This window comes from Prolixibacter sp. DSM 2831 (assembly GCF_056493735.1).
Map to the genome: position 1 here is coordinate 3873487 of NZ_CM151379.1, position 21990 is coordinate 3895476.

The window sequence follows — 21990 nt, forward strand, 5'->3', positions numbered from 1 at the left end:
ATAATTCTTTTCATGACTTGTTTTATTACTTTTACCAATGATTATTGTTATGTAAACGTAAAATAGTAAAGGCCGAATAATTCAACTTGACAGATTCGGCTGATTACAATCATTTTATCTGGTGACCGATTGAATAAGTTATGTGGAAAGAAGCATTAATTGTAGGTTTAGGAGGAGGTTTGGGAAGCATTTCCCGTTTTCTTTCGCAAAAAGGCGTTGAACGGTTTATGGATAGTTCCTTTCCGATGGGAACTTTCGTAGTCAATATTGTTGGTAGTCTCATTATTGGTATTGTATACGAAATGGCCAGCAGAGGTAACCTGCTATCCCCCGAAGCCCGCCTTTTCCTTGCTGTAGGATTTTGTGGTGGCTTTACTACTTTCTCATCATTCGCCTATAATAATCTCACGCTGATCAACGAAAAGCTTTGGCAATACCTGTTCCTGAACGTCGGCGGAAGTCTCTTTACAGGAATATTGGCTGTTTATTTGGGAATTGTCCTGGTCAGAGTTATTTTCTGATCAACTAGTCTTTAGTTAAACCGAAAAATTCAATCATATGGAACTGTACGGAAAAGCTCTCAATCTCCGTATTCAATGCGGAGAAACCGATAAATACGAAAGTCAGCCATTGTACGAAGCCATTATATATGCCGCCCGTAAAGAAGGTATGGCCGGTGCTACGGCCTTTCGCGGTGTTATGTCGTTTGGTGCCAGCCACTCCATCCACACCATGAAAATATTCGCGTTGGGAGGCGACCTTCCGATATTAATTGACATTACCGATAACGAAGAACGAGTAAAGAAATTTATCCCTATCGTAGAAGAGATGATGGAGAAATCGGGCAAGGGGGGAATGATTACAACGCACGAGGTCCAAGTTCATCGTTACCTCCCGGGAAAAAAGCACCGGAAGGAATCGTGATTTGATAGCCCGTGATATCTATTTTTCTATATATTAAAATACCCCGATTCGGAAAACTGACATTCGCGAAATCCCAGTAAAATCAAGCCATTCGGTTCTTTATTAACTTAACTACAAATTTCATTTCTCCTCGATAAAAGGTAGACGTAATTCACAGGGAATGTTTATCTTTGTCAGAATTTAATATGCATAAAAATTATTGCTAAGCTGTCGTCCTGACAGCTACAAATGTTGAACATAAAAACAGCAAAAAACAATGTTGATTTACAAAGTAGTCGGAAGAGAAATTCTGGATTCCCGCGGGAACCCAACCGTTGAAGTAGAAGTTACCCTCGAAAGCGGTGTTGTAGGTCGCGCTGCTGTACCATCAGGTGCATCGACCGGCGAAAACGAAGCACTCGAACTTCGTGATGGTGACAAAGGCCGTTACCTCGGTAAAGGCGTACTGAAAGCTGTTGAAAACGTAAATAACGTGATTGCCGAAGAAGTTATCGGCATGAGCGCTCTCGATCAGGTTGCCCTCGACAAGAAATTGCTCGAACTCGATGGAACCAAAACCAAATCTAAACTGGGTGCCAACGCCATGTTGGGTGTTTCGCTGGCTGTAGCCAGAGCTGCTGCTACTTACCTCGATATGCCGCTGTATCGCTACATCGGTGGAACCAATGCCAAAACGCTGCCCGTTCCGATGATGAACATCATCAACGGTGGTTCTCACTCCGATGCTCCGATTGCTTTCCAGGAATTCATGATTCGTCCCGTTGGTGCTCCTTCTTTCCGCGAAGGTCTGCGCATGGGTGCTGAAGTTTTCCATCACCTGAAAAAAGTACTCAGCAAACGTAACCTTAGTACCGCTGTTGGTGACGAAGGTGGTTTCGCTCCAGCACTCGATGGTACCGAAGATGCTTTGAACAGCATTATCGAAGCTATTAAAAACGCAGGTTACAAACCTGGTCGTCTCGAAGAAGGTGGCGATGTTTCTATCGCTCTCGACTGTGCTTCTTCTGAATTCTACAGCGACGGTGTTTACGACTATTCCAAATTCGAAGGTGCTAACGGTGCAAAACGCAGCCGTGAAGAGCAGGTAAACTACCTGGCTGAGCTGGTTGAAAAATTCCCGATTGATTCTATCGAGGACGGTTGCGACGAAGGCGACTGGGACGGTTGGGTAATGCTCAACAAAAAACTGGGTGACAAGTGCCAGTTGGTTGGTGACGACCTGTTCGTAACCAACGTTGAATACCTGCAGAAAGGTATCGAACTGGATGCTGCCAACTCTATCCTGATTAAAGTGAACCAGATTGGTACGCTGACCGAAACTCTCGACGCTATCGAAATGGCGCACCGTGCAGGTTATACCAGCGTAACTTCTCACCGTTCAGGTGAAACCGAAGATTCAACCATCGCTGACATCGCGGTAGCTACCAACAGTGGCCAGATTAAAACCGGTTCTCTGAGCCGTTCTGACCGTATGGCTAAATACAACCAGCTGCTTCGCATTGAAGAAGAGCTGGGTAAAAATGCCATCTATGGTTACAAAAAAGTGAAAAAAGCCTGATCCACTCAGGATTTTATCATACCCGAACCTCGCCTTTAAAGGCGGGGTTTTTTTGTGATCAAGAATAGGAATTTTCGTTGTTTTACTGTTATAAGTTCTGAAAATATGATTCACCGATATTAAAAGAACAAGACCATGAACAATCAAAAATTATTTATCCCTAAAGGGAAGAAGTATGCGATCTTCATCCTTCTCCTCACCTTTCTTTTCAACGGATGTAAAACGCTGAACAATGCCGAAAAAGGTGCCATGATTGGAACCGGAACCGGTGCTGCCGTAGGCGCCGGAATTGGAAAGCTGGCCGGAAATACAGCTATCGGAGCCATTATTGGTGCAGGAGTTGGTGGAGCAACCGGCGCTGTTATCGGTAATTACATGGACAAGCAGGCTGCCGAGATGCAGAAAGATTTGGAAGGCGCCAAAGTGGAACGCGTTGGTGAAGGAATCAAAATTACGTTCGATTCCGGTATCCTCTTCGCCCTCAACTCCACCGCGCTGAATCAGCAGTCCAAAGACCAGCTTGCCAAACTCTCTCAGATTCTGAATAAATATGGTGATACCAATATTCTGGTGGAAGGTCATACCGACAACACCGGAACTGCGGAGTATAACCTGAAGTTGTCAGAACGTAGGGCGGAAAGTGTAGCAACCTACCTCGAAGGACATAATGTGGCTTATTCCCGTATCACGACCAAGGGATACGGCGAGGAGCAGCCTATTGTGGCCAACGATACGCCGGCACACCGGGCACTGAACCGCCGGGTGGAGATTGCCATTTTCGCTAACAAAAAACTGAAGAGGGCAGCCGAAAAAGGAACCATTCCGATTAACAACTAACTATCGAATGATATAAAAAAAAGCGGTCTTCTCCGGACCGCTTTTCTTTTGAGTATGCTTTTCAGCTATTTAATCCAAACCGTTTTGATATTCACAAACTCTTTTATTCCGTAACCGGAAAGTTCTCTTCCGTAACCGGAATTCTTGATTCCGCCAAAAGGCAGCCGCGGGTCCGATTTCACCAGGCCATTGACAAAAACTGCACCCGCTTCAATTTTACGGGCCAGCTCCTCTCCTTTTTTCAAATCCGATGTCCAGAGCGAAGCCCCCAGTCCATACAAACTATCGTTCGCCACTTCAATTGCCTCTTTTTCATCTTCTACCGGAAGCACAACTGCCACCGGTCCAAAGGTTTCTTCCATGTAAACAGGCATCCCTCGGCTTACATTCGTTAAAATGGTGGGAGAATAATAGTTGCCAATTCCCTCCACCCGGCTTCCGCCGGAAATAATCTGGGCTCCCTGCTCCACCGACTTATTCACCTGGTTATCGATATCGTCGACCAAATCGGGGCGGGCCAACGGAGCCAGCGACGTCTCCTCTTTTCCCGGGTCGCCGGGTTCATATGCTTCCATCAAAGCTTTCACTTTCTCAAGAAACGGCGCGGCAACGTGTTGCTCCACGATAAACCGTTTTGCTGCAATACACGTTTGCCCCGAGGTAATCATACGGGAACCAACTGCTACTTTTGCGGCTTCCTCCAAATCGGCATCCGCCAGAACAATAAACGGATCGGAGCCGCCCAGTTCGAGTACCGACTTTTTCAGATATTTGCCTGCCAGCGAAGCCACCTGACTTCCGGCATATTCACTTCCCGTAAGGGTAACTGCTTTAACCGCCGGATGAGCAATGACAGCCTCCACTTTGGAAGAAGAAATTACTAATGTCCGGAAGATGTTCTCCGGGAAACCGGCGTCCCTGAAAACCTCTTCGATGGCCAATGCGCAGCCCTGAACATTTGATGCATGCTTCAGCAGGCCGGCATTGCCAGCCATCAGCGCCGGTGCTGCAAAACGGAATACCTGCCAAAACGGAAAGTTCCAGGGCATAACCGCCAGAACCGGTCCCAGTGGATTAAAAACGGCCATGCTTTTCGATGCATCGGATTCCATCAGTTCATCCGCCAGCATTTGCTCAGCATTTTCGGCATAATATTCACAAACCCAGGCACACTTCTCTACTTCCGAATGCGACTCTGCAATGCGCTTCCCCATCTCCGCGGTAATCAGCCGCGCGTACTCCTCCTTTCGGCTTCGCAGCAGTTCAGCAGCCTTCTGCATCCATTGTGAACGCTGGCTGAAACTCGTTTCGCGATAGCCATTCCATGCTTCAAGGTTCAGGTCAACAACTTCCTTCACCTGTTCTTCGCTCATTTCGGAATATTCTTTTATCAACTCTCCTGTTGCCGGATTTATAGATTTCATAACTCGTTATTTTTTCCATTAAATGTACAAAATCATCAGTGCAACGCATAAGAAGAAGCCGCCCAATCCGGCCGGTTTCGTCAAATAACTGCGGAACATTATCTTTGCGGAAAGTTTCCACACCCGCATGTATACGAAAGAGGAGAAGAAAGATTTAGTTAAACGGTTTTGGACTGAATTTGACGGTTATTGCAATCAGCTTCCGGAACTCGCCGCAATGAAGAAGAAATGGGTTCTGCACCGGACTAAAATCAGCAATATAGCCTTGAAATTTGAGGTCGGCCGGGAATTTGCCGATGTGATTCTGGAAATCAGTCATAAGAATGAAGCCCGCAGACTGGAAGTTTACGAACTGCTTGAGAAGTACCGGTTGCTGCTGGAAGACGGTTTCCCGGAAGGATTAATTTGGGATTTTGCTTTTGAGCGCGACAATGGACAGGAAGTTTGCCGCATTTACGAGCGAAAAAAAGGAGTTGACATGCACCGCCAAAAGCAGTGGAACGAAATATTCGCCTTCTTCGCAAAGAACATGTTGCGGCTGCAAAACAATTTCCTCGAATTAAGAGATGTTCTGAAGGAGGAAATTCTGGCTTTAAACCGCAGAGAACAATAACAATTCAAACACTCAAAATATCCAACTACAATACCTGCCGAACCGTGTCCCTCGGCTCCTCGTGCTGCCGGTAAAAATTGCCGCGGTAATCTGGAGAATACCAGCCATCGTTGTTTTTCGGCTGATAAATCTTGAGGTGGTAAAATTCCTTCATTTCTTCAGGAACCAAAACCGGCATAGGAGCCCTTACATCGCCAGGTTCCCAAATCATCGGGTTGCGCGAAACGGATGAATGCTCGGGCATATCCACTTTCAACGTATCGGCCATCAATTCATGCGCCCAGTCCGGGAAATTCTCGATTTCGCCCGGAATTGGTGTTCCCACAATGCCCGACATGCTTCTCTCCGTCCGGCAGGAAGTCCCCAGCCAGATCAACCACAAAGCGACAAAAATGAATTTCAGCCTGTACATAACTCGATATTTTAAAGCAAATGCCAATTGGAAAACATCACACACGAGAGGGGAAATCCCCGGGAAGTAAAAGGTACATGTTTGTCAGTCTTCAATCAACTCAGCAACCTGAACATCAACCTTAAAGTTAATAATATTATCACAATTCTTCATTCAGTGCTCCCACGAATAAAATTCATTTCCCCAACAAACTTCGTAAAAGTTTTTAAAAAGATTTGCCAATACCGTAAATTGCTTTCAATAATTGGACGACTAAACCATTTGTGCAATGAATCGCATTCTTCCGGTATTTTTACTTCTGTTTCTACTCGCTGGTTTCAAGGTAAAAGCGCAAAAGACTGATACTTCGCAGGAAAAAGCAAAACGAATGGCCTGGTTCAAAGATGCCAAACTGGGCATCTTCATTCATTGGGGGATTTATGCGGTAAACGGAATCGACGAAAGCTGGTCGTTTTACAACGGATACATTTCGTATCCCGATTACATGAAGCAGCTCAACGGCTTTACGGCCGCCAATTACCATCCCGAAGAATGGGCCAAACTGATTAAAGAGAGTGGAGCGAAATATACGGTGTTAACCACGAAGCATCATGACGGTGTTGCCTTGTGGGATACAAAGTGTAGTGATTTGAACGTGGTAAAGAAAACACCGGCCGGTCGCGATTTGGTCGCTCCGTTTGTTAAAGCTGCCCGAAAAGAAGGACTGAAAGTTGGACTTTATTATTCTTTACTCGATTGGAGTAACCCGGATTATCCTAACTGGACCCGGGAAAAGAAACGATACACCAACGAATCGGTCCGCTGGAACCGCTTTGTTAAATTCAATTTCTGTCAACTGGAAGAGCTTTCGAAAAAATTCCATCCCGATTTATTTTGGTTTGATGGTGACTGGGAACAATCCGCTGAAAAATGGCATGCCAGAGAACTGGCTGCCGATTTGAGAAAATATAACAAGAACGTCATCCTGAACTCCCGTATTCAAGGCTATGGCGATTATGAAACCCCCGAGCAAGGTCTTCCGATTACGAAACCCGACAGTAAATACTGGGAACTGTGCATGACCATGAATGATTCGTGGGGATATCAGCCCAACGACACCAATTACAAGTCGGCCAATCAAATCATCCGGATGCTGGTGGAATGCATCAGCATGGGCGGCAATTTGCTACTGGATATTGGTCCAAAAGCAGACGGGACCATTCCACAAAAACAAGTTGATATCTTAAAAGAACTGGGGCGTTGGACGTCGAAACACAAGGAGGCGATTTACGGAACCCGCGCAGGCATTCCACCCGAACATTTTTACGGCCCAACAGCGCTCAACCAAAAGGGAGACATCCTTTACCTGTATCTGCCGTATAAACCGGTAGGACCGTTAATGATAAAAGGATTGAAAAACAAAATAAACCGGATCTGGGTCGTGGGCAACGGCACGAAGCTCAACTGGAAAGTAATTGGGAAACAATACTGGAGTAACGTACCGGGCATCGTTTATATCGATGTTCCTGAAAGAGTGCTTGACCCGAAGGTTACGGTGATTGCTGTTCTGCTTGACGGGAAGGTTGATTTATACCGGGAGAAAGGACAGGTAATCGAAAGTAATTAGTTGTAAACCAAACATGCATTACCCGTATGAAAAAAGGCCGTCGGTTATTGACGGCCTTTTGCATGTTTTATGAAATCTTGATTTGCTTGGCAGGTTTCGGCTTTATTTCTTCCCGTTTGGGAAGCGTAACGCACAAAATTCCATCTTTGTACTTAGCCGCGATCTTATCACTGTCTACTACATTTCCAGGCAGATGGAATGTACGCTGGAAAGCCTGATACCTGAATTCGCGCTGCGTATATTTGCCCTCTTCGTCTGTCTTGTTTTCTTCCTGCTTTTCGGAAGAAATAGTCAAACGGTTATTATCCAAATCGATTTTAAAATCATCTTTGGACAATCCGGGAGCAGCGACTTCAATTACATAGTCATCATCCGATTCCTTGACATTAACAGCAGGCAACGTACTGTCCATGTCTGCGAAATTGGAATTTGTCCAATCCATCCAATCCCTTGAGAAAAAGTTATCGAAGAAAGAAGGGACAGACGGGAACATTCGGTTGTTAGCTTTTACAATTGCCATAATAAACCCTCCTAACTTTTAAATTCAACATTCAAGTTCTTACATCTGATTTAAATTGTCAAATTCACTACGTTAAAAAACAAGTTACGTGCCATGCCAAACCAATCTCCCCTTTACTTACGACCATATTTAGCAAGTCGATTGACTTACAATAAATTCTTCTTTTCATTCCTTTTTCAGGAAGAAAAATCCAACTGACAAAAACACACATAACCAACTTCAAACTAAGTCATTATGTCACTACAGAACTGTAATTTTGTCGTTAAAAAGAAAGGCCATCCCGTTACCGGGACAGCCTTCACCTGAACGATGATATGTATTATTTCTTTTCGATAAACCGGGGTAACGAGAACAGGAACTCGAGTCCTCCTTCTTTCCGGTTTCTTACGGTAATCTCGCCTTTCTGATATACCACTGCATGTTTCACGATGGCCAGTCCCAAACCGGTTCCGCCCAACTTGCGTGAACGTCCTGAATCGATTCGGTAGAAACGTTCAAAAATGCGTGACAAGTGCTCTTCTGCAATGCCGACTCCATTATCCGAGAAAGCAAAATAATGGAACTTGTCGTCTTCGAGGTAGTGCTTAATGGTAATGGTTATATTCTCTCCCGCATAGTTCAATGCATTTTCCATTAAGTTCTGGAAGATGGAGAATACCAGGGAGTAATTCCCTTTCACCGCTAAATCATAATCAGCGTCGACCTCAACCACCACACTCTTGCGGTTAATCATGGTTTGGAAACTATCGACTACTTCCGAAATCAGTTTCCCAACCGTCACTTTCTCGATGGCGTAATACTCTCCTGCCTCTTCTATCTTATTCAACAGTGCAATGTCGCCAACCAGTTTGGTCAACCGGTTTACCTGGCTGTTCGCTTTTTCGATGAAATGACGTTGCTTTTCGGGATCGAGACCGGGTGACTCCAGAATCGTTTCGAGGTAGCCTCTTGCCGAAGCAATGGGCGTTTTCAACTCGTGCGCAATGTTCGATGTCATCTGCTGTTTCATCAAACGCTGCTTTACCAGTTTGGTATTGTCCGTAATGATAATCTCGAAAGTTTTATCCTGGAAAACAATGCACTGCACATGGAAATACCGTCCACCAACCTGAACATTCATTTCTGTTCTCGGCAAGTCATGCAGGAAAAACTCCGTCTCTGATTGCAGTATTTCGTCCAGAAAAAGGTTGATAGCGTCGAACGCTTTTACCTGGAATACCTGCTCGGCCGAGATGGTTGATTCCTCGGAGATGATGTTGATAAACTGAATAAAATGGTTATTCGAAAGCATGGTTTTCTTTTCGGAGGAAAAGAACGCCACTCCTTCGTTCAACACAAAAAGGTGACTGAACAACTTCTCCTTCTCCTGGGTCAGCTCATCCTTGGTTCTGCGCAACTGCTTATAAAGCTTGATGATTTCGTGACTAATAACTCCGAGCTCATCATCGGGGAACTGGATGTTGCGATCGTATGTACCTCCGCGACGAATGGTTACCGCAAAATCCTTCAGCTTATTGATACTGTCGCCCATGCGGCGCGAAACGATGCGCAGAACGAGCCAGATGACGAAGAACAGGAAAAGAATGAATATGATAAACGTCTTTTCGGCCTTCAGGAAATGCTGAATCTGCATATTGTAAACTGCTGCCGCCCGAACAAAATAATCCTGATAGAAACGGGCAAAATAGTAGTAGTCCTTTCCGGTTGTATGAGATTTCCGCAGGTTCGCACCAAAGTCGGAATAAATCGATTTCTGTATCTCGGGTCGCTGCAAATGGTTCTCCATGTGCGCGTAATCTTTCACCGAACTATCATACAGAACCTTGCCATCGTGATTAATGACCGTTATACGCACTTCATCGCTCGGAATCAGCGATTTCAGAGAATCGAGCTTGCCAAAATTACCGGTAGAATAGATTTTTTCGTGCCGGATGTATTGATCCGTCAGGTTAGCGTAGCTCTCGAGCGAAGCATCGAGTTGCCCGATTCGGTATTCTTTTTCACGTTGATACTGATATATCAGAACCGACGCAGTAAACACCACGAAAAGAGAGAAATAATAGAAGAATAATTTTCGCTGAAAGCTGTCTTTTGTAAACATCGTTGTATTTAAATTTTGTCAGTATTAAACCTCAAAATAATAGCCAAAACCTGACTTGTTCCGGATGCACTTTCCGTACTCTCCCAATTTCTTTCGTAACCGCGTAATGTTTACATCAACGGTCCGGTCGGTCACCACCACATCATCACTCCAAACGCGGCTCAAAATGTCTTCCCGCGGAAAAATTCTTCCTTCGTTTTCCATCAATAACCGCATCACTTCAAACTCCTTGCGTGTCAGCTCGATTTTCTTATCTCCAATCAGTAAGCGCTTTATCTCGGTATCCAGTTTAAATTTACCGGAAGTAATTACGGGCTCTACATGCTGTATTTCACCACTGCTACGACGCATTACTGCCTTTACCCGAACGACCACTTCTTTTATGGAAAATGGCTTCGGAATGTAATCGTCGGCCCCGATATTGAAGCCGGTCACTACATCGTTTTCGGTATCTTTTGCAGTAAGAAAAATGATTGGAACAGTTAGGCCCATGTCTTTCCGAATCTTTTCGGCCAAACGAAAACCAGACATTTTGCCCATCATCACATCCAGCAAAATCAGGTTATACTTTTTAAGCTTTTTGGTCATTGCATCTTCAGCCGAAAGCGCAACATCTGTTTCAAAACCTTCACTTTCGAGGTTAAACTGAAGAATTTCGCATATGTCTTCTTCGTCGTCAACAATTAAAATGCGAGGTTTATCCTTTGCCATTTTTCATAAGTTTTTTGTCGACCAAGCTCCTTCACCACCATTAAGCTGACGTTCTGCTATAAATCGTCACCATCCAGATCAATCTGCTTATGGCGGATATCTGTCCCCTCGAGCGAATAAATCGATGCTTCTGCTACGTTAGTTGCATGGTCAGCAATGCGTTCAATATTCGAAATAATACTGTTGATATTGATAAAGCTGAGCAACATATCCTGAGTTTCCTTAGGTAGTTTACTCTTTTTAACGGTTTTCTTTATGAGCTTATGATTCAGTTCGTCAATTACCGCGTCATTTTTGATGGTCCAAATGGCGTACTCCTTATCGTTATTGATAAACGAAAGAATCGATTTCCGAACCATGTTTACACTTGAGATCAACATATTGGAAATAACATCCGACAAGCGTTCGAATACCGCCTCATCCTTAATCTTGGGAATCGAACCGGCAATATTGGTCACCAAATCCCCGATGCGTTCCAAATCGCCAACCATCTGGTAAATCGCCATCATCTGACGCAAATCGGAAGCTACCGGCTTCTGCAACACGATGGTGTTGACAATCTTTTCGCCAATTTTCACATCCAGTTTGTCGATTTTCTTCTCGTTACTGGCAATTTCCTTTGCAATGTCTGCCGGAACTTCTGTTTCTCCCTGGCTCATTACTTCCTCGATTAGGTCGAGTTGACGAAGAATGTAGTTGGCCATATCCTCGAAGCGTGAGAGAATATCCTGTATCGCGTTTTCTTTGTTTATACTCATTTGTTCGTTCGATTTAAGGAAAGTAGAACTTTCGTTTGGTTAAGTTGGTTGCTTGCAATTATTTACTATTCCGTGATCCGATTGCTTACAAATTACCCAAATTCTCCGGTAAGGTAGCCTTCGGTACGCGAATCTTTCGGGTTCGTAAACATCGTTTTCGTTTTATCGTACTCCACCAATTCTCCAAGATACATAAACATGGCGTTATCTGAAATACGAGCCGCCTGAGACATGTTATGTGTTACCAGAACAATGGTGTAATTTTTCTTCAATTCAACCAACAAATCCTCAACGCGTGCTGTCGCTACCGGGTCGAGTGCAGATGTAGGCTCATCCAGAAGAATTACGTCGGGTTTGAACGCCAACGCACGGGCGATGCACAACCGTTGCTGCTGTCCCCCGGAAAGAAACGTTCCTTTCTTAAAGAGCGACTCTCTTACTTCATCCCACAAAGCCACATCACGGAGCGAAGTTTCAACAATTTCTTCCCTCTCGCTTTTTTTCAAACGAATTCCGTTGAGTTTGTATCCGGCAATCACATTATCGAAAATACTCATGGTCGGGAATGGATTGGGGCGTTGAAAAACCATTCCAATCTTCCGCCTGAGTTTAATGGTCGACATTCCGTACACATCTTCGTCGTTCAACAGAATTTTTCCTTCGGTAACAATGTTCGGGTACAACTCGTGCATCCGGTTAATGGCCCTCAGCAAGGTACTTTTGCCACACCCCGAGGGTCCCATTATCGCTGTAATTGAATCGCGTTTTACATCAACCGAAACATCTTTTACGGCATACTTACCTCCCTTGTCGTATGCAATCGACAAGTTCTGAATAGACAATACAGGGTTTTTAACTTCAATAATATTTTCGTTCATCGATATTGTTCGATTTAAGCCGGAAATGCTTTACTGTTCAAAATTTCGTTTTTTCGTCACGTCTGCCAATCGGCAGAATCTTTTCTGCTAAGTTAATGAATACTGTGCTTTGCCGAAATTCGCTTTGAGATGATGTTCAACGTGAGTACAAATCCCATCAGAAAGAGCGAGGAACTCCAAATCAATTCCACCATATTCGGGTCGTTATAGAATTGCCAGATCAACAGCGGTACAGCACTGGTTGGATGTGTAATATCCCAGTTAATCCGAGGGTTCCCAAGCGTTGTCAACATAAGAGGTGCGGTTTCACCAAGTATTCGCGAAATAGAAATCAAAATACCGGTGAGCAATCCGCTGAAACTTGAAGGGATTAGAACGCGAAGGATAATCTTATGATAAGGTACACCAAGAGCAACTGCAGCTTCTTTGAGTGTTCCGGGAATCATTTTGAGCGTTTCTTCCGTTGAGCGAATAATTAAGGGCAACATCATGATGGCCAATGATACACTTCCGGCCAGAGCCGAATAGCTATGGGTAATATGCTTCACAACCGAGAGATAAACGATGAGGCCCAGCACAATAGACGGAACCCCTTGCAGTATATCAGCGATATCGCGAATGATGTTGGAATAACGTTTGCCGGGAGTCTCGTAAAGATAAATTCCTGTAATAATTCCAAACGGGATGGCCATCACCGCGGCTAAAACCACAATAAGGATGGAACCGGTAATACCGTTGGCAATACCACCGGGAATGGTTTCTCCATTGGCCTTGGCGACCATAGCCTGGAGCGTGTCAGGAGCAGCTTCAGTAAAAAACGAAAGATTAATCTGTCCAATTCCCTTAACAACCAATTCTCCTACAATCAGAATAATGGGCAAAATAGTTAACAAAGAGAAAAAGATGACAACCCCCAGAAAAATCTTGTTCTTTGTATTGCGGGTGTTTGAATTATCACGGATAGCAATCACTTTCATTTCGTTGCGGTTTGAAAATAGTTAATCCGTTAGGACAATTTTTTGATGATAAATTTGCCGGCGGTATTGACCAGTGCGGTAATAACAAAAAGCAAAAGGCCAATGGCAATCAGTGAACTTAACTTAAGACCATCTGCCTCACCAAATTGATTGGCAATGACACTGGCCATCGTATTACCGGTGTCGAATAAACTATGAGGTACCTTATTCGCATTACCAATCAACATCGTAACTGCCATGGTTTCACCTAAAGCACGTCCAAAAGCCAGAATGTAACTGGCTACAATTCCGGAACGGGCATTGGGCACAATCACATTAAAAATGACCTCCATCCGGGTGGCCCCCAGCGAATACGCTGCCTCTTTCAGCTCATTGGGCACCATTACAATAATCTCATTACTAAGGGAGGTCGCGTAAGGTATAATCATGATAGCCAGAATGATTCCCGAAGTAAAAACTCCAAAGCCCTGCGGACTAAGTCCGAGATGCATAATAACCGGGCGTAGGGTGTAAAAGCCCCAGAGGCCATATACGATGGAAGGAATCCCCGCGAGCAAATCAACCAGTGTACTTAAAACAGATGCGACAGGGGTTTTACGAAAATATTCCGACACAAACAACGAGGTCGAAAATGCCATTGGTATCGAAATCAGCAAAGCCAGCACAGAAGTAATCATCGTACCGGCAATAAAGGGCATTGCTCCGTAACTTTCCCGTCCTTCAGTGGGATTCCAGTTCGTTGAAGTGATAAAATGCCAACCAAATTTATGAAAAGCCGGTATGGCCCCCCCAACAAGGGAGTAGACCATACCGCCTGCAACAATCAGAATCAAAAATGATCCTGCAAATAAAAAGTATTTTGTAATCTTATCGCTATTATTCATTGAAGTGAATTAGAAGCATTCTATTTGAGTATCGGTTTTCCGTTGTAAGTCACCGTCCGTAAAATAGCTTTGTCAATTTGCACTACTTTATCAGGCAGCGGTGCATATTTCAACTCTTTAGCGATTCCCTGTGCAGCAGGATCCAGCATCCAGTCGATCAGTTTCACAGTAGCCTGAGCCTGTTCCAGTGAGCGGCCGTTATATGCTTGTTCTTTGTAAAGGATGATCCAGGTAAATCCACTGATTGGATAAGCATCAGGAGCTGTAGAGTTGGTTTCCATGATACGGGTATCAGCAGGCATATCACCTTTACCAGCAGCACTAACAGCAGCGATGGTCGGAGCAATATAGTTTCCGGCAGCATTTTTCAGCAGAGCGAAAGAGATTTTCTGTGCAAATGCATAGTCAGAACCGATGTATCCGATAGAACCAACTGTTGAGCTGATGGTTCCGGCAACGCCAGGATTTCCTTTGGCACCCATACCAACAGGCCAGTTCAATGATTTTCCAACGCCAATTTGATCTTTCCACTCTTTGCTGATCTTTGACATGTAGTCACTGAAGATGAAGGTAGTACCACTACCGTCTGAACGGTGAACTACGGAGATAGCCAGGTCGGGGAATTTAACACCAGGGTTGATTGCTTTCAATTTGGCATCATTCCAGTTAGTGATTTTTCCGAGGAAAATATCAGCCAATACTTCTTGATCCAGTTTGATTGAATCGATTCCAGGTACGTTGAAAGCAATGTCAACAGCACCGCTACAGGTAGCCACGTGAACAACCGGCGCAGGCATATTGGCTGCTTCAGCATCGCTTAAGAAAGCATCACTTCCACAGAAGTCAACTACGCGATCCTTCAGGCTGCGGATACCAGCACCCGATCCGGTCAGACCATAAGATGTTTGAACACCGGTTAAATCGAAATACTTTTTGAAAGCAGTTTTGTAGAAAGGTCCTGCGAAAGTAGAACCTGCGGCACTCAGTGAAATTTCAGTCTTGGCCGACTTCTCATCAGTACCTTTTTTCTTACTGCCGCTTTTGCATGCTGTAAACGCTGTTACGACAGCCAATAAAATTAGGATCTTTTTCATTTTAAAAAGGTTTTATAATTCAACTATTTAAAAAGCTGTTTCAATATTATGGAAGAAGAGTTAAAATTTCATTTCCAGATTGAGATAGAAACCTGTTTCAGCACTGCTTCCGCTCTGAGCCGGACTCCACACACGGAGGTTTGGTGCTACTTTTACTCCTTTAACAGGATTCAGCTCCAGACCGGCTAAGAACAGACTACCGTCTTTGGCTATATTCCATCCATTTGCTGCTCCGTTAATTTTCTTTGATGTCAGGTTGTCGTAACGAACAAAGACATCCGATTTTTTCGCCACATTCACAGTCGTATACAATGACACACCTGATAAATCGTGGTCAGTTACGTTGCCATGCCCCTGCTGATAGTTGTATTCAGCACCAGCTGTAAACTTATCGCCCTTGTATCCCCAAAATGCGGTATATGTACTCTGAGCAACAGTTTTTTTCATGTAATCAACATACAGGCGGGCATAAAGGTTTTTAACAGGTTTCAGGGTTACACCAGCTGTGTACATCAAAACACTGTCTTTTTGAAGATGCTTGTACCCTTCACCGTTCAGAACCGAAACATCTAAGCTTGCCGCCGAGGCCAGTTTCAATACTGCCGAAGCACCCAAATCAGCACTTGGATCGTAACCATGCTGATCCATGAACGACTTGTACAGGTAACGATGTCCCCACATGCTCTCCTGAAGATTAAATGCTTTGGTCCCAATCAAACCAAAATTCAATTTCAGGTTGTCGTTGGCGTACTGTAAATAAGCATTTTTCAAGTAGGCTGTCATCTGCAGACCGCCAACACCAGGATTCCCAATATCGAAATTAATCTTACCGGAAAACTGCTGACTAAAGGCATATTCGTAACCGAAATAAGCCCGGGTCACTTCGAATGCCGGCTGACTTTGTTCATACTTGAAATCACTGAAAACCTTAACAAAAGCTTTTCCGTGTGGTTTGAAATCAGCATTACTCGTTTCCGTTTTTGCTGACTGTGCGAACAGGCTACCACTGATCATGATCAGCAGCAGCAGGCTGAATTGAATTTTTCTCATTGTTAGATAACTTAAAGTAACTTTCCGGAAGCAAATGTGCTACGAGGTTGTTACACCTCGGTTAAGGAAAAATTACAATAATGTTACAAGATGAGTGGCGCTCTAATCAGAAAGAATAGGGGTTTTAACTACCTGCAAACATGCAGGTAACATTGAAGTAACAATTTTGAGAAACAATCAATCGGGTTAGAACAGCAATTTATCTGACGGTTGATAAAACAGGATGAAGCCGGGGCAAAAACAATTTTGTAACACAACAATTGTCGCCAGCCATATCACATGAAAAAATGGCCTCTGAAAACTATTCCCGGCAGGAAAAAGAAAAGAATAAATGAGCTGGAAAGATAGTAATAAACCGGCGTGCGATGCTTACACCTTTTCTTCGTTGCGTTTTCGTACATCGGCCACCAACTCTTCTACCGTCATACTCTTAAAATGGTCGACGACTTTTTGGTTTAAAACATCCCAAAAATCGCGGGCGGTGCAATGGTCTGCTTTCTCACAATCGTAGTTTTTCGAAAGGCAATCGACAATGCAAATTCCCGGTTCGAAGGCCCGGTGTATGTCGTAGATGGTAATTTGGGAGGGATCGCGTCCAAGAATGTAGCCACTCTTTCGTCCGCGCACATTGGCTATTAAACCTGCTGCTTTCAGTGAAGCAATAATCTGGTCTAGGTATTTTACTGATAAATCCTGATTTTCGGCGATATCCTTTTGATAAATACCGTCGGGACCGCTGTTTAATGCAACCTCAATCATTACACGGATCCCATATCTGGTTTTCGTATTAAACTTCACGGCGAATTGGCTTTTTGGGTGATTAGTTTGATCTCAAAATTAATAAATACTTCGTCTTTCACCCGGATCATTCCCAGGAAACGACGCGGCGGAGAAATGTTGTAGTCGGTCAGACGGATACGGGTCCTACCCTTTACAACCACCCGATTTTCCTCATTGTTAACGACTTCAACCGGCGTATCATAATCGTTGGTGACACCTGCGATTGTAATGGCAAGCGGAATATTGGCAACACGCTGTGCCGCAAATAAACTGGCTAATTCGTGGTCACGAAGGGTGATTCTGATCTTGGGGTATTTCGAGGCCTTCAGTAACTCTTTGAAATCACTGAGCATGGCAGGATTGCTCGCGTCAATTTTATCGACAGGAACATGAAAAACGAGTGAGGAAGCGTCGACTGCAGAACCGGCCGACAATGAGGCTAACGAAAAGTTCTCTTCCTGGGGTTGATCATAATAAAAATGAAACTGATTGACATTCGTAGAGCCGTCAATGCGCACTTTGGCCAACTGGCAGATTCCTCTGAAATCCGCACCTTCAGCCCATCCGCCAGACTGTAGCAGGAAGACAAAAAGAATAGCCAGAACCAGCACTCGCACTATGTCAATTCTTCTTTTCATTTTACTTTCCGGTTATATTTTAAGTATACCCGAATAAAAAAACTTTGTTCCAGTCAATCGTAACTTATGTCTAATTACACCCCTTTTGAAAAAACAGAACCTTCCCCCACGAGGAGGGAAGGTCTTTACTAAACAATATATTATGGATGTAACCTGGATGAACTTAGAAAGAAATTCCAGCTTCGAACAATGATGCCTTTAAATCCAGCATTTGTTCCGTATTGTGCGAAGTTGTTGTAGTTCTGATTTACATACTCCAGTTTCGCGAGAATATTTTTGGTCATGTGCCATCCACCGGCAATCTGTACACGGTCAATATTCATGTCCGTACTGTTTTTCACTTTGTTGTAGCGAGTACCCAGATAGAACTGCTCCTGGCCACCAAAGTGATAAATACCTTCGATTGCAAATTGGTTGAAGTCGAAATCACCACCGAATGCACCAGTACCTTTTGCTTTTTCGTAAGTTCCGAACAATTCGAATCCGTAGTACTTAGCGAAAAGGTTAGCCATCATAGAGTTGTCTTTGTTGGTGAAACCCGGACCCCAACGACCAGTTGTATGGCCTGAAGAGATATCTACATCGTCAGCGCTTCCGGTTTGCTCTTTCATTACCAGATAGTAGCGAGAACCGGTACGGTCACCACTGTACAGTGAACCGAAATGGTTTTTCGGACATGAATAACCTGAAAGGGTTGCACGCAGACGGAAAGCATCAGTCAACTGCTTGTCAAAACCTACTTTTCCATAGAAAGCCAACTCGTCTGCAGTATTGTATGTTGTATAGGTATTGCTTCTTGCACTGTATCCGGCGATAGCTGGTTTCAGGGTACCATTGGAAACCGCTCCCATTGCCAACCAGCCATTGTTGCGGTACATTACTTCAGCAGCACCAGCAGTGGTGAAAGCATCCATGATGTAGTTACCAACAAATGCGTTGGAGATTACATGACCGTTATCTGAACGACGGAAGTGCTCATCACCGTAGTTGATTTCCATCATACCTACTTTGATAGTCAGTTTCTGCATCAGTTTGTCAATCGCCTCTGAGTTCAGGAAGGGAAGCTGATCCATCAGCAGATATCCTCCTTTTACCCAGGTATCCTCGTGGTGACGAGATGACAGGTAAGTGGTCAGGTGAACCTGTACCCCGGGAGCCAGATCAGCGTAAATTTTCATGTTAGCTGTCGGCAGGTTCAATCCTTTACCCAACGGAATCAAATCGGTACCGTCAGCGGACTGACTCAGGGCCTGATATTGTAAAGCAAAATCAGCTCCAATGTGTGCTTTCACTTTTGTAAAATTGCTTCCATCGAGCTTGGGTTGTTCAAATTGCTGTCCAAAAGTGAATGAAGCAATCAATAACCCTGCAAAAAGAAAGAATACTCTTTTCATAACAATTGGTTAAAATCTGTGGTTACTATTTATTTATTGGTGCAATGTCTCCGCAATTCACACTAATCCAACTCACGGTCGAACACTGCGTTTTTAATTACTTTGCAAATTCAAGATTATATTTCACGGTGAGGCCGTCGCCGGTTTTGATAGCTCCAAACATGGCGGTTACCTGCTCGATTCCGTACTCGGACATCTTGATTTTGAAACTTCCGTCAACAATAGCATGTCCCCCATCGGTTACCTTACCTTTGAAAGGAATTTTAATGGTTTTCGTCACACCAACCAGCTGAAACTTTCCAACCAGGTCACCGCTAAATTCGTTTCCGGTACTCTTCAGATTTTCTACGCTATCCGAAGTGAAACGAATTTCCGGGTACTTATCAGTTTTTATAGCCTTGTAAGCTTTTTTATCCATAATAGAACTTTCATGGCTTTTCAGGCTCTCTGCCGGACAAGAGAACGTCACACTTTCAATGCTGTTCACAGCCGTCCCATCAATTCCCATCACAGCTGTACATTTTAAATCGGCCGTCTTCATATTCCAATCGTGTAGCGTTGAAGTTCCATCAACCTCGACTGAACTTTTATCAGCTACTAAATGGAATGATTCCTGCGCCTTCACCTGCCAGTTCCACATAAAAAGAACAGCGGCAATCAACGATATTACTCTCATTTTCATTCGTTTTTAATTTCCTACTTTTCCTATCGTTTTGGTGGGATAAACGTAAGTAAATTTTTAGACCGGCCAAATGCTAAAAGCTAGGCTGCATCTTATCCTTTTAGCAAAATCGACTTAACAACATAGGAAAATAGGTAAAAAACCACACGCATAAAACTGTATATGTGTGCATTACAAGAGAAGTGCTAATTTTATTTAAACCAGTTTTAAATAATGTTAACAAATAATTAGAATCATTCTATGTATTACCCCTCTACTCTTAAGATCTGTATAAAAGAAAAAAAGAAGTTAAAACAAACACCTTTCTACACTGTATTTGTGACACTTACACAAGTTCAAATCAACAAAAAAGCCGGAAAAATCCGGCTTTCAGATAAACATATGTAACTATTTTCATTTTACCAATTTCTTGTATTTTATCCGGTGTGGACCGGCATCTCCGAGGCGTTTCTTCTTATTTTCTTCGTATTCGGAGTAACTTCCTTCAAAAAAGTGAACGTAAGAGTCACCTTCGAAGGCCAAAATATGGGTCGCAATCCGGTCCAAGAACCACCGATCGTGAGAAATTACCACAGCACATCCGGCAAAATTGTCTAGACCTTCTTCCAGCGCCCGTAGGGTATTCACATCAATATCGTTTGTCGGCTCATCGAGCAACAGCACGTTGGCACCCGATTTCAGCGTAAGCGCTAAATGCAATCTGTTGCGCTCACCTCCCGACAGAACGCCGCACTTCTTCTCCTGGTCGGCCCCACTGAAGTTGAACCGGGCTGCATAGGCTCTCGCGTTAATCGCTCGTCCGCCTACCTGCACTTCATCGTTTCCACCGGAAATTACCTGATAAACCGTTTTCTCCGGATCGATGTCAGCGTGTGTCTGATCGGCATAGCCCAATTTTACAGTCTCACCAACAGAGAATGTCCCGGCATCCGGCTGTTCCATGTCCATCATCATCTTGAACAGCGTTGTTTTTCCGGCACCGTTCGGACCAATCACTCCTACAATTCCGTTCGGCGGCAAGGTAAAATCGAGGTTTTCAAACAGTAAACGATCGTCAAATCCTTTGGATACTCCATGCGCTTCAATCACTTTGTCTCCTAAACGCGGACCATTGGGGATAAATATCTCGAGTTTTTCCTCTTTTTGCTTCACATCTTCGTTCAACAGCTTTTCGTAAGCTCCCAGACGGGCTTTGGATTTGGCATGACGGGCTTTAGGCGTCATCTTCACCCACTCCAGCTCGTGCTCCAGGGTTTTCCGGCGTTTCGCATTTCCTTTGGCTTCCTGGGCCATTCGCTTCTGTTTCTGCTCCAGCCAACCGGTGTAGTTTCCTTTCCAGGGAATACCTTCACCACGGTCGAGTTCCAGAATCCAGCCAGCCACATTATCGAGAAAGTACCTATCGTGCGTGATAGAGATGACGGTACCTTTATATTGTTGCAAGTGCATTTCGAGCCACTGCACTGATTCCGCATCCAAATGGTTTGTCGGCTCGTCGAGCAGGAGAACATCAGGTTCCTGTAAAAGTAGACGACACAACGCTACACGACGACGCTCACCTCCCGACAAAATATTCACCGGTGTTTCACCGTCCGGACAGCGCAGGGCATCCATGGCGCGTTCCAGTTTGTTGTCGAGGTTCCAAGCATCAGTAGCATCAATCTGTTCCTGCAAAGCTGCCTGCCGATCCATCAGCTTCTGCATCTTGTCGGCATCTTCATAATATTCCGGCAGACCGAACTTTTGATTGATCTCTTCGTATTCGTTCAGGATGTCTACCACTTCCTGGGTACCTTCCTGCACAATTTCCTTTACCGTTTTGGACTCGTCCAATTGCGGTTCCTGCGGCAGGTAACCAACAGAATATCCGGGTGAAAAAACCACTTCGCCCTGATAATCCTGCTCCAAACCGGCAATAATCTTCAGCAACGTCGATTTTCCGGAACCGTTTAAACCGATGATCCCGATTTTCGCTCCAAGAAAAAACGAAAGAGAAATATCTTTGATAACCTGTTTCTGTGGGGTGAAGGCTTTACTCACCTTGTACATCGAAAAAATAATCTGTCTGTCTTCGCTCATGAAGTAAAGTTTTAATTCAGAGAGCAAAATTCGCATATTTCCTGCGAAAAGACAACGGCATCAGGGAGTT

22 protein-coding genes are annotated in these 21990 nt (G+C 44.2%); 6 read left to right on the forward strand and 16 right to left on the reverse strand.

The window, feature by feature from the left end; translation table 11 throughout:
* Positions 1-140 precede the first annotated feature (140 nt).
* From crcB to AC060N_RS15865, 4 genes are all read left to right on the forward strand, one after another.
* Positions 141-521, forward strand: coding sequence for a fluoride efflux transporter CrcB (crcB, locus tag AC060N_RS15850; protein ID WP_106541818.1), 381 nt, complete (start codon positions 141-143; stop codon positions 519-521).
* 37 nt (positions 522-558) lie between these two features.
* Complete coding sequence (locus AC060N_RS15855) at positions 559-924, forward strand: DUF190 domain-containing protein (protein WP_479524668.1); 366 nt, start codon at positions 559-561, stop codon at positions 922-924.
* Between the two features lie 256 nt (positions 925-1180).
* Complete coding sequence (gene eno, locus AC060N_RS15860) at positions 1181-2482, forward strand: phosphopyruvate hydratase (RefSeq protein ID WP_479524669.1); 1302 nt, start codon at positions 1181-1183, stop codon at positions 2480-2482.
* A 135-nt stretch (positions 2483-2617) separates the two neighbouring features.
* Positions 2618-3319 carry a YiaD family glycine zipper/OmpA-like lipoprotein gene (locus AC060N_RS15865; RefSeq protein WP_479524670.1) on the forward strand — a complete coding sequence of 234 codons (702 nt, stop codon included), beginning with the start codon at positions 2618-2620 and terminating at the stop codon, positions 3317-3319.
* 65 nt (positions 3320-3384) lie between these two features.
* Here AC060N_RS15865 and AC060N_RS15870 read toward each other — a convergent pair whose 3' ends face one another.
* Positions 3385-4743 carry an NAD-dependent succinate-semialdehyde dehydrogenase gene (locus AC060N_RS15870; RefSeq protein ID WP_479524671.1) on the reverse strand — a complete coding sequence of 453 codons (1359 nt, stop codon included), beginning with the start codon at positions 4741-4743 and terminating at the stop codon, positions 3385-3387.
* Between the two features lie 127 nt (positions 4744-4870).
* Here AC060N_RS15870 and AC060N_RS15875 point away from each other — a divergent pair, with 127 nt between their 5' ends.
* Positions 4871-5356 carry a DUF4268 domain-containing protein gene (locus AC060N_RS15875; RefSeq protein WP_479524672.1) on the forward strand — a complete coding sequence of 162 codons (486 nt, stop codon included), beginning with the start codon at positions 4871-4873 and terminating at the stop codon, positions 5354-5356.
* Positions 5357-5381: 25 nt separating this feature from the next.
* Here AC060N_RS15875 and AC060N_RS15880 read toward each other — a convergent pair whose 3' ends face one another.
* On the reverse strand, positions 5382-5768 hold the full coding sequence (locus AC060N_RS15880) for a hypothetical protein (protein WP_479524673.1): 387 nt from the start codon (positions 5766-5768) through the stop codon (positions 5382-5384).
* A gap of 268 nt (positions 5769-6036) precedes the next feature.
* On the opposite strand from AC060N_RS15880, the gene AC060N_RS15885 reads away from it, so the two are divergent.
* On the forward strand, positions 6037-7374 hold the full coding sequence (locus AC060N_RS15885) for an alpha-L-fucosidase (RefSeq protein ID WP_479524674.1): 1338 nt from the start codon (positions 6037-6039) through the stop codon (positions 7372-7374).
* Positions 7375-7441: 67 nt separating this feature from the next.
* Here the strand turns inward: AC060N_RS15885 and AC060N_RS15890 are convergent, their stop codons facing one another.
* The 14 genes from AC060N_RS15890 to ettA form a co-directional block, all read right to left on the reverse strand.
* Positions 7442-7894: an Hsp20/alpha crystallin family protein gene (locus tag AC060N_RS15890; protein ID WP_479524675.1), complete on the reverse strand. Its 453-nt coding sequence runs from the start codon at positions 7892-7894 to the stop codon at positions 7442-7444.
* A 319-nt stretch (positions 7895-8213) separates the two neighbouring features.
* The gene (locus AC060N_RS15895; protein ID WP_479524676.1) at positions 8214-9995 is read right to left on the reverse strand and encodes a sensor histidine kinase; all 1782 of its coding nucleotides are present in this window, start codon (positions 9993-9995) and stop codon (positions 8214-8216) included.
* Positions 9996-10019: 24 nt separating this feature from the next.
* A complete protein-coding gene (locus AC060N_RS15900) occupies positions 10020-10706 on the reverse strand; it encodes a response regulator transcription factor (protein ID WP_479524677.1) in 687 nt (228 codons plus the stop codon).
* 56 nt (positions 10707-10762) lie between these two features.
* Complete coding sequence (gene phoU / locus AC060N_RS15905; protein ID WP_479524678.1) at positions 10763-11464, reverse strand: phosphate signaling complex protein PhoU; 702 nt, start codon at positions 11462-11464, stop codon at positions 10763-10765.
* 92 nt (positions 11465-11556) lie between these two features.
* The gene (pstB, locus tag AC060N_RS15910) at positions 11557-12342 is read right to left on the reverse strand and encodes a phosphate ABC transporter ATP-binding protein PstB (protein WP_174821595.1); all 786 of its coding nucleotides are present in this window, start codon (positions 12340-12342) and stop codon (positions 11557-11559) included.
* 92 nt (positions 12343-12434) lie between these two features.
* Positions 12435-13319 (reverse strand): phosphate ABC transporter permease PstA, encoded by an 885-nt coding sequence (gene pstA, locus AC060N_RS15915; RefSeq protein WP_479524679.1) that lies wholly within the window; start codon positions 13317-13319, stop codon positions 12435-12437.
* A 29-nt stretch (positions 13320-13348) separates the two neighbouring features.
* Positions 13349-14203: a phosphate ABC transporter permease subunit PstC gene (pstC, locus tag AC060N_RS15920; protein WP_106541830.1), complete on the reverse strand. Its 855-nt coding sequence runs from the start codon at positions 14201-14203 to the stop codon at positions 13349-13351.
* 20 nt (positions 14204-14223) lie between these two features.
* Positions 14224-15297: a phosphate ABC transporter substrate-binding protein PstS gene (pstS, locus tag AC060N_RS15925; protein WP_479524680.1), complete on the reverse strand. Its 1074-nt coding sequence runs from the start codon at positions 15295-15297 to the stop codon at positions 14224-14226.
* Positions 15298-15357: 60 nt separating this feature from the next.
* On the reverse strand, positions 15358-16347 hold the full coding sequence (locus AC060N_RS15930; protein WP_479524681.1) for a hypothetical protein: 990 nt from the start codon (positions 16345-16347) through the stop codon (positions 15358-15360).
* Between the two features lie 369 nt (positions 16348-16716).
* On the reverse strand, positions 16717-17145 hold the full coding sequence (locus tag AC060N_RS15935) for an RrF2 family transcriptional regulator (RefSeq protein WP_479524682.1): 429 nt from the start codon (positions 17143-17145) through the stop codon (positions 16717-16719).
* The gene (locus AC060N_RS15940; RefSeq protein WP_479524683.1) at positions 17142-17765 is read right to left on the reverse strand and encodes a YceI family protein; all 624 of its coding nucleotides are present in this window, start codon (positions 17763-17765) and stop codon (positions 17142-17144) included. Before AC060N_RS15940 ends, AC060N_RS15935 begins: the two co-directional genes overlap by 4 nt.
* A 140-nt stretch (positions 17766-17905) precedes the next feature.
* On the reverse strand, positions 17906-19159 hold the full coding sequence (locus tag AC060N_RS15945) for a hypothetical protein (protein WP_479524684.1): 1254 nt from the start codon (positions 19157-19159) through the stop codon (positions 17906-17908).
* A 97-nt stretch (positions 19160-19256) separates the two neighbouring features.
* A complete protein-coding gene (locus AC060N_RS15950) occupies positions 19257-19835 on the reverse strand; it encodes a YceI family protein (protein WP_479524685.1) in 579 nt (192 codons plus the stop codon).
* A gap of 399 nt (positions 19836-20234) precedes the next feature.
* Entirely contained in the window at positions 20235-21920 is a 1686-nt protein-coding gene (gene ettA / locus AC060N_RS15955) for an energy-dependent translational throttle protein EttA (RefSeq protein ID WP_479524686.1), read from the reverse strand.
* Between the last annotated feature and the right edge of the window lie 70 nt (positions 21921-21990).

What these genes read in the sequence shown, in the direction of transcription:
- crcB (WP_106541818.1), top strand. Translation starts at nt 141, where the DNA reads ATGTGGAAAGAAGCATTAATTGTAGGTTTAGGAGGAGGTTTGGGAAGC.
- AC060N_RS15855 (WP_479524668.1), top strand. Translation starts at nt 559, where the DNA reads ATGGAACTGTACGGAAAAGCTCTCAATCTCCGTATTCAATGCGGAGAA.
- eno (WP_479524669.1), top strand. Translation starts at nt 1,181, where the DNA reads ATGTTGATTTACAAAGTAGTCGGAAGAGAAATTCTGGATTCCCGCGGG.
- AC060N_RS15865 (WP_479524670.1), top strand. Translation starts at nt 2,618, where the DNA reads ATGAACAATCAAAAATTATTTATCCCTAAAGGGAAGAAGTATGCGATC.
- AC060N_RS15870 (WP_479524671.1), bottom strand. Translation starts at nt 4,743, where the DNA reads ATGAAATCTATAAATCCGGCAACAGGAGAGTTGATAAAAGAATATTCC.
- AC060N_RS15875 (WP_479524672.1), top strand. Translation starts at nt 4,871, where the DNA reads ATGTATACGAAAGAGGAGAAGAAAGATTTAGTTAAACGGTTTTGGACT.
- AC060N_RS15880 (WP_479524673.1), bottom strand. Translation starts at nt 5,768, where the DNA reads ATGTACAGGCTGAAATTCATTTTTGTCGCTTTGTGGTTGATCTGGCTG.
- AC060N_RS15885 (WP_479524674.1), top strand. Translation starts at nt 6,037, where the DNA reads ATGAATCGCATTCTTCCGGTATTTTTACTTCTGTTTCTACTCGCTGGT.
- AC060N_RS15890 (WP_479524675.1), bottom strand. Translation starts at nt 7,894, where the DNA reads ATGGCAATTGTAAAAGCTAACAACCGAATGTTCCCGTCTGTCCCTTCT.
- AC060N_RS15895 (WP_479524676.1), bottom strand. Translation starts at nt 9,995, where the DNA reads ATGTTTACAAAAGACAGCTTTCAGCGAAAATTATTCTTCTATTATTTC.
- AC060N_RS15900 (WP_479524677.1), bottom strand. Translation starts at nt 10,706, where the DNA reads ATGGCAAAGGATAAACCTCGCATTTTAATTGTTGACGACGAAGAAGAC.
- phoU (WP_479524678.1), bottom strand. Translation starts at nt 11,464, where the DNA reads ATGAGTATAAACAAAGAAAACGCGATACAGGATATTCTCTCACGCTTC.
- pstB (WP_174821595.1), bottom strand. Translation starts at nt 12,342, where the DNA reads ATGAACGAAAATATTATTGAAGTTAAAAACCCTGTATTGTCTATTCAG.
- pstA (WP_479524679.1), bottom strand. Translation starts at nt 13,319, where the DNA reads ATGAAAGTGATTGCTATCCGTGATAATTCAAACACCCGCAATACAAAG.
- pstC (WP_106541830.1), bottom strand. Translation starts at nt 14,203, where the DNA reads ATGAATAATAGCGATAAGATTACAAAATACTTTTTATTTGCAGGATCA.
- pstS (WP_479524680.1), bottom strand. Translation starts at nt 15,297, where the DNA reads ATGAAAAAGATCCTAATTTTATTGGCTGTCGTAACAGCGTTTACAGCA.
- AC060N_RS15930 (WP_479524681.1), bottom strand. Translation starts at nt 16,347, where the DNA reads ATGAGAAAAATTCAATTCAGCCTGCTGCTGCTGATCATGATCAGTGGT.
- AC060N_RS15940 (WP_479524683.1), bottom strand. Translation starts at nt 17,765, where the DNA reads ATGAAAAGAAGAATTGACATAGTGCGAGTGCTGGTTCTGGCTATTCTT.
- AC060N_RS15945 (WP_479524684.1), bottom strand. Translation starts at nt 19,159, where the DNA reads ATGAAAAGAGTATTCTTTCTTTTTGCAGGGTTATTGATTGCTTCATTC.
- AC060N_RS15950 (WP_479524685.1), bottom strand. Translation starts at nt 19,835, where the DNA reads ATGAGAGTAATATCGTTGATTGCCGCTGTTCTTTTTATGTGGAACTGG.
- ettA (WP_479524686.1), bottom strand. Translation starts at nt 21,920, where the DNA reads ATGAGCGAAGACAGACAGATTATTTTTTCGATGTACAAGGTGAGTAAA.